This is a genomic window from Schleiferilactobacillus shenzhenensis LY-73 (assembly GCF_000469325.1).
GTDB classification, from domain to species: Bacteria; Bacillota; Bacilli; order Lactobacillales; family Lactobacillaceae; genus Schleiferilactobacillus; species Schleiferilactobacillus shenzhenensis.
Genome location: NZ_KI271584.1, coordinates 30,752 through 36,433, shown reverse-complemented (window position 1 = coordinate 36,433; position 5,682 = coordinate 30,752). Strand labels below are relative to the sequence as shown.

The 5,682-nt window shown below is 57.4% G+C and carries 5 protein-coding genes; all 5 read left to right on the top strand.

All coding sequences use genetic code 11. The features are described 5' to 3' along the window. Positions 1–95 precede the first annotated feature (95 nt). A complete protein-coding gene (locus tag L248_RS03710) occupies positions 96–1,220 on the top strand; it encodes an ABC transporter ATP-binding protein (protein WP_022528734.1) in 1,125 nt (374 codons plus the stop codon). Beyond that, complete coding sequence (locus L248_RS03705) at positions 1,207–2,133, top strand: carbohydrate ABC transporter permease (protein WP_022528733.1); 927 nt, start codon at positions 1,207–1,209, stop codon at positions 2,131–2,133. The genes L248_RS03710 and L248_RS03705 overlap by 14 nt, the downstream gene beginning before the upstream one ends. Further along, entirely contained in the window at positions 2,130–2,945 is an 816-nt protein-coding gene (locus L248_RS03700; RefSeq protein ID WP_022528732.1) for a carbohydrate ABC transporter permease, read from the top strand. Before L248_RS03705 ends, L248_RS03700 begins: the two co-directional genes overlap by 4 nt. Further along, entirely contained in the window at positions 2,942–4,327 is a 1,386-nt protein-coding gene (locus tag L248_RS03695) for an ABC transporter substrate-binding protein (RefSeq protein WP_022528731.1), read from the top strand. Before L248_RS03700 ends, L248_RS03695 begins: the two co-directional genes overlap by 4 nt. A gap of 632 nt (positions 4,328–4,959) precedes the next feature. Next, entirely contained in the window at positions 4,960–5,634 is a 675-nt protein-coding gene (locus tag L248_RS03690; RefSeq protein ID WP_022528730.1) for an MgtC/SapB family protein, read from the top strand. Positions 5,635–5,682 lie beyond the last annotated feature (48 nt).

The window sequence follows — 5,682 nt, the reverse complement described above, 5'->3', positions numbered from 1 at the left end:
CCCACCACGTTCCAGCCCGTTTTGCCGGAGCTTGCGGAGCTTTGGCACGGCGTCCGGTACATTTTTGTCACAGCCCTTTACGAGGGGGAATCACAATGGCCATTCAATTGACCCACTTAACCAAGCACTTCGGTGACACCCCAGTGCTCGACGACATCACCGCCACGATCAACGAAGGCGAATTCTACGTCCTCGTTGGCCCGTCCGGATCCGGGAAGAGTACCATCCTGCGCATCATCGCCGGCCTCATTCCCGCCACTAGCGGCGACATCTATTTTGACGACAAGAAGGTCACCGACGCCGCGCCCAAGGACCGCCACCTGGCGATGGTCTTCCAGAACTACGCGCTCCTGCCCTTCATGTCCGTGGCCGAGAACATCCGCTTCGGCCTGCACAACCTGCACCTGAGCACAGCTGACGAAGACGCCCGGGTGGCCGACGCGTTGCAGATGGTCCACCTTTCTGACTTAGCCGATAGAAAGCCCAAGGAACTCTCTGGCGGCCAGCAGCAGCGGGTGGCGGTGGCCCGGGCGATCGCTACCCAGGCTAACCTGGTGCTGATGGACGAACCGCTGTCTAACCTGGATGCCCAGCTGCGGACCGAGATGCGCGAGGAGCTGGTGGAGCTGCATAAGGCGCTGAAGATGACGCTGATCTACGTCACCCACGACCAGACCGAGGCGATGACCATGGGGGAGCGCATCATGGTCCTCAACGACCACCGCATCCAACAGGTGGGCACGCCTCTGGAGCTGTACAACCACCCCCAGAACGCGTTCGTCGCCACCTTCATCGGGTCGCCGAAGATGAACATGTTCACAGTCACGGTGGACGCGGCAGCCAAGACGATTACGCTGCCGATGGTGGACGAAGACGGCCGGCCGGCGCTGATTCCGCTGCCGGCGGGGATTCCTTCCGGGACCTATCAGCTGGGCGTGCGGCCGGAGAAAGTACGGTTGTCCCTGGCGTCTGCCAGTGAGTACGATGTGCCCGTCACGGTGGTCAACGTCGCCAGCCTGGGCCGGGCGAGCAACGTCGCCGTGAAGAACAGCGACGTGGAGTTCATCGCGGACATCGCCGAGCAGTTCCCGGAAGATGCCGCGAAGGCCTTCGTCACGTTCCCCACGGCGGCCGCCGACTTGCATTTCTTCGCCCCGGATACCGGCTTGGCCGTGACCAGTGCTGCTGAGAAAGCGGGTGTGACCGATGGTATCGCATAACGAAACGGCGGTTCCGGCGACCGCTACACCCACGCCGGCTAAGCGCCATCCCTGGTGGCGCAGTGCCTTCTGGTTCCTGTTGCCGTCGCTGGTGATCATGACGGTGTTCACGTATTACCCGATGGTCATGACGGTATTCAACAGTTTATTTGCGACCAACCTGACGGGAGCGGCCGCGAAGTTTGTCGGTTTTGGCAATTATGTCACCATCTTTTCTGACCCGCTGTTCTTCAAGAGTCTGACGAACACGTTTATTTTTGTGGCGTGCGACAGCGTTGGTGTCATTCTCCTAGCCCTGTTGCTGGCCCGCCTGGCGACGGCGCGGATCCGCGGGGCCGGGTTCTTCCGCACCGCCTTTGCCTCCACCATGGGTGTCTCCGCGGCTGCGGCGTCGATTCTCTGGATCTTCCTCTTCAACCCGTCGGTGGGCCTGATCAGCATTGGTCTTAAGCAGCTTGGCTTTGGCAACGTCAATATTTTGACGGATCCCACCGGGGCGATGATTGCCGTCATCCTCTCCAGTATTTGGATGGGCAGCGGCTTCGCCTTTCTCAACCTCTTGGGGGCCTTGCAGTCGGTACCCCAGGACTACTACGACGTGGCCAGCTTAGCCGGCTGGTCCAGTTGGCGGCAGACGTGGAAGATCACCATCCCGATGGTCAGTCCGACGCTGTTCTTCCTGATCGTGGTGGAGGTCATTGGCGCCTTCAAGACCTTCACCCAGATCGACTTGATCACCGGCGGCGGCCCGGATAACACCACCAACTTCATTGCCTACAAGGTCTATCAAGACGCCTTCAACTACCGGAACATCGGCATCGCCAGCGCGGAAGCCATCGTGCTCACGGTGATCATCGCCGTGGCCACCTGGATCCAGTTCCGTTATACAGAAAGAAAGGTGTATTACCAATGAAATACGCCAAACGGACGATTCATTATGTGCTCTTGATCCTCATCGCGCTGTTGGTGATGGCCCCGCTGCTGTTGGGGATCTGGGCCAGCCTGCTGCCGACCACGGACATCGTGGCGGGGCACTTCAACTCGTTGAATATTTCGCTGAATAACTACGTCGCTGCCATCCAAACGACACCAGTGGTCCTCTATATGTGGAATTCGCTGGTCATCAGCAGTCTGATCATGGTCGGGCAGCTCATCTTTTGTACATTGGCGGCGTACGCCTTCGCCTTTCTCCAGTTCCGCTTCAAGAACGGCATCTTCTTTGCCTTCCTGATTACGATGATGCTGCCGTTTGAAGCGCAGATCATTCCCAACTTCCAAACGGTCCGGGCGCTGGGCTGGCTGGATTCTTATCCCGGGTTGACGATTCCTTTCTTCACGTCGGCCTTCGGTGTGTTCATGCTGCGCCAAGCCTTTTTGCAAGTCCCCCGGGAATTGAAAGAGTACAGCGACCTGATTGGACTGGGCCGGCTCCAATTTCTCACCCGCATCGTCCTGCCGTACACCCGGAGCACGATCATCACCTTCGTGCTGTACACGTTCTTGACCCACTGGAACGCGTATCTGTGGCCGTTGATCACGACCTTCTCGGACGCGCACCGGCCCACCCAGGTGGGGTTGAAGCAGCTCCAGTCGGAGGATACGTTCAATAACTGGGGCGTGATCATGGCCACGGCCATCATGGTCCTGCTGCCGACGCTGCTCATTCTGATTATTGGCCAGCGGTACTTCCGTAAAGGGCTCAATGCGGGAGGTGTCAAAGGATGAAAAAGTGGATGAAATGGGTCATTGCCCTGGCCGCCACCGTGGTCGTCTTCATCATTGGCAACACGGCCGTGCACCAATGGGCACCTAGCCACACGGTGGGCGCACCCAGCGGCCGCATCGTGGTCCCGTTTTGGCACGCCATCAACGGCCCCAACGGCAAGACGCTGGAAGCCATGGTGGCCCGCTTCAACAAGAGCCAGAAGAAGTATTGGGTGGAGTCAGTCTACGAAGGCTCGTACTCTTTGACCCAATCGAAGTATATCAACACCTTGCACAGCAACGTGTCACCGGCCCTGATTCAAATCGACCAGGGGAACGGGGCGACGACGTTGGGCATCAACAATTATGTCCCGGCCCAAGAATTTATCGATAAGGACGGGTACGACCTCAGCCAGATTTATACCAACGTCTTGAATGCCTACACCATCAAGGGCCAGCTGCTCTCGATTCCGTTCAACTCGTCGGCGGCCGTGCTCTACTACAACCAAGACCTCTTTAAGAAATACAAGGTACCGCTGCTGCCGCAGTCGCCCACGTACAGCCAGATTGCCAACGCGGCCAAGCTCTTGACCCAGCGTTCCGGCGACAACGTCAAGGGCTTCACCATGCAGATCTATGACTGGCTGGCCGACGAGCTGGTGGCCAACCAGGGCGGTGAGCTGGTGAATAACGGCAACGGCCGCACGGCGGTAGCGACCAAGGCCAACGTCAACACCCCCGAGATGCGCCGGGTCTTCACCTGGGTCCAGGGGATGATCAAGGATGGGTCCTTCCAAAACTACGGCACCGGTTCCGGGGCTTCAGCCAACCAGATGGCCGGCTTCGTCTCCGGCAAGCTGGGTATGTTCATGCAGAGCTCGGCGGCCATGGGGACGATTGCCAAGTCGGCGAAGTTTAAGTTCGGGGTGACCTTCATGCCCCATCCCGATGGGGTGCCGGCTAATGGGGTGGCCATCGGCGGCGCCAGTTTCTGGATCACCAAGGACAAGCCGGCGGCCGTGCGCCAGGGCGCCTGGGAATTCGCCAAGTTTGCCATTTCACCGAAGGAGCAGGCCGCTTGGCAAGCCGCCACCGGTTATATCGCGGTGAATAAGAACGCCCTCAAGGAACCCGTCTTGAAGAAAGCCATCACCCAGAATCCAGGGCTGCTGGTGCCCGTAGCCCAGCTGCAAGCCGCCAAGAACAACGCCGCCACGGCCGGTCCGTTCTACGCCAACCTGAATCAAGCCGCCCAGTTCATTACGGTGGCCATGCAGCAGATCTATGCCGGCGGGGATATCAACAAGGCCCTCAGCACCGCCCAGCAGAAGACGGACCAGGCCATCCAAGCGACCAACGCGGTGGACTATGACCTCTTGAAATTTGATCATATCGGCCAGTAAGCACCCAAGTTATCCCCAGGAAAACCATTTCTTGGGAAATATTTCCCAGAATGTGCCGCCAGACACGGCAGTGTATTCTGGGAATTTTTTTGTGCTTCACGGCGTGAAACATACGGGTTATTCGTGGGACAAGGGCGTATTTGGACGATTGAAGAGCGAACGTTCGTTTATACCGAATCAATCGTGTAAAAATCTCGTAAATGTTAAGGAATAGTAATGTCAAGCCCGACAAGTGTAGTGGATAGTGGATTGGTCAGCCTGTGGATAAGTCTGTGGATTGTGTGTACAACTTGGATTTGCGGGGTGTCGAGAAAGTTATCCCCAGTGTGGATAAGTCGGTGCAAACTGTGGAAAACATTCGTTCGAGATCCTGTGAAACATACGGGCTCAAGCGGTGTGGAACGTTGATTAAAAACTGAATCGAACATTTTTTACGGTGTGGAAAGTGGGCCTAAAAAATAATTGGCTCAGTTTGGGCTCAGGCAGATATAGTGGGCATTGCTATGTTCGCCCCCAGATGTGGGCGGCGGCTAAAAACTTATCCACAGTTCCAGGGGATAAGTCACTTTGAACTGTGGACAACGGTGGACTAAGATGGAAAGGAAAGTAAACAAGAAACGGAGAATCGCACGATGAACTATACGCAACAATTGGAATTGATCCTGCGGCTGCTCGTGGCGAGTCTCTGCGGGTTTGCCATTGGTTATGAACGCACCAACAGGCTCAAGGAAGCGGGTATTCGGACCCACATGATCGTCGCCGTCGGCTCGGCCCTGGTCATGATCGTGTCGAAGTACGGGTTCTTCGACGTGATGCGGCTCAATGGCATCACGTTGGATCCGTCCCGAATCGCGGCCCAGATCGTCACCGGTATCGGCTTCTTGGGTGCCGGTACGATTCTGGTGCGGCGGACTGGGGTGAACGGGCTGACGACTGCCGCCGGCCTGTGGGCTACCGCCGCTGTCGGGATGGCCGTGGGGGCCAAGCTGTATGTCGTCGGTATCGCCACCACCGCCATCGTTCTGCTCATTCAGATCGTCCTGCACTCCCAGAAGCTGCCGTTCCTGCCCCACGTGGACACGACCCATGTGACCATCGTGATGGACCAGAACGAAGCGGAGATCAAGGCCCTGCGCGCGGCCTTGCGGAAACTGGATATTGTCATTGCCAATCTGGAGATGAAGCGGGATCCAGAGAAGCAGGAGGTCAAGCTGAACCTGTGGTTAGAAACGGCCAAGCCAGAAAACTTGGACCGCTTCCTGGACGTGTTCGCTGACCGGCCGGGGATCAAGTCATTGCTTTATTAAAACAGTACCGAGGGTGTTAAAAAGGGACTGGGACAAAAATCATGTTCT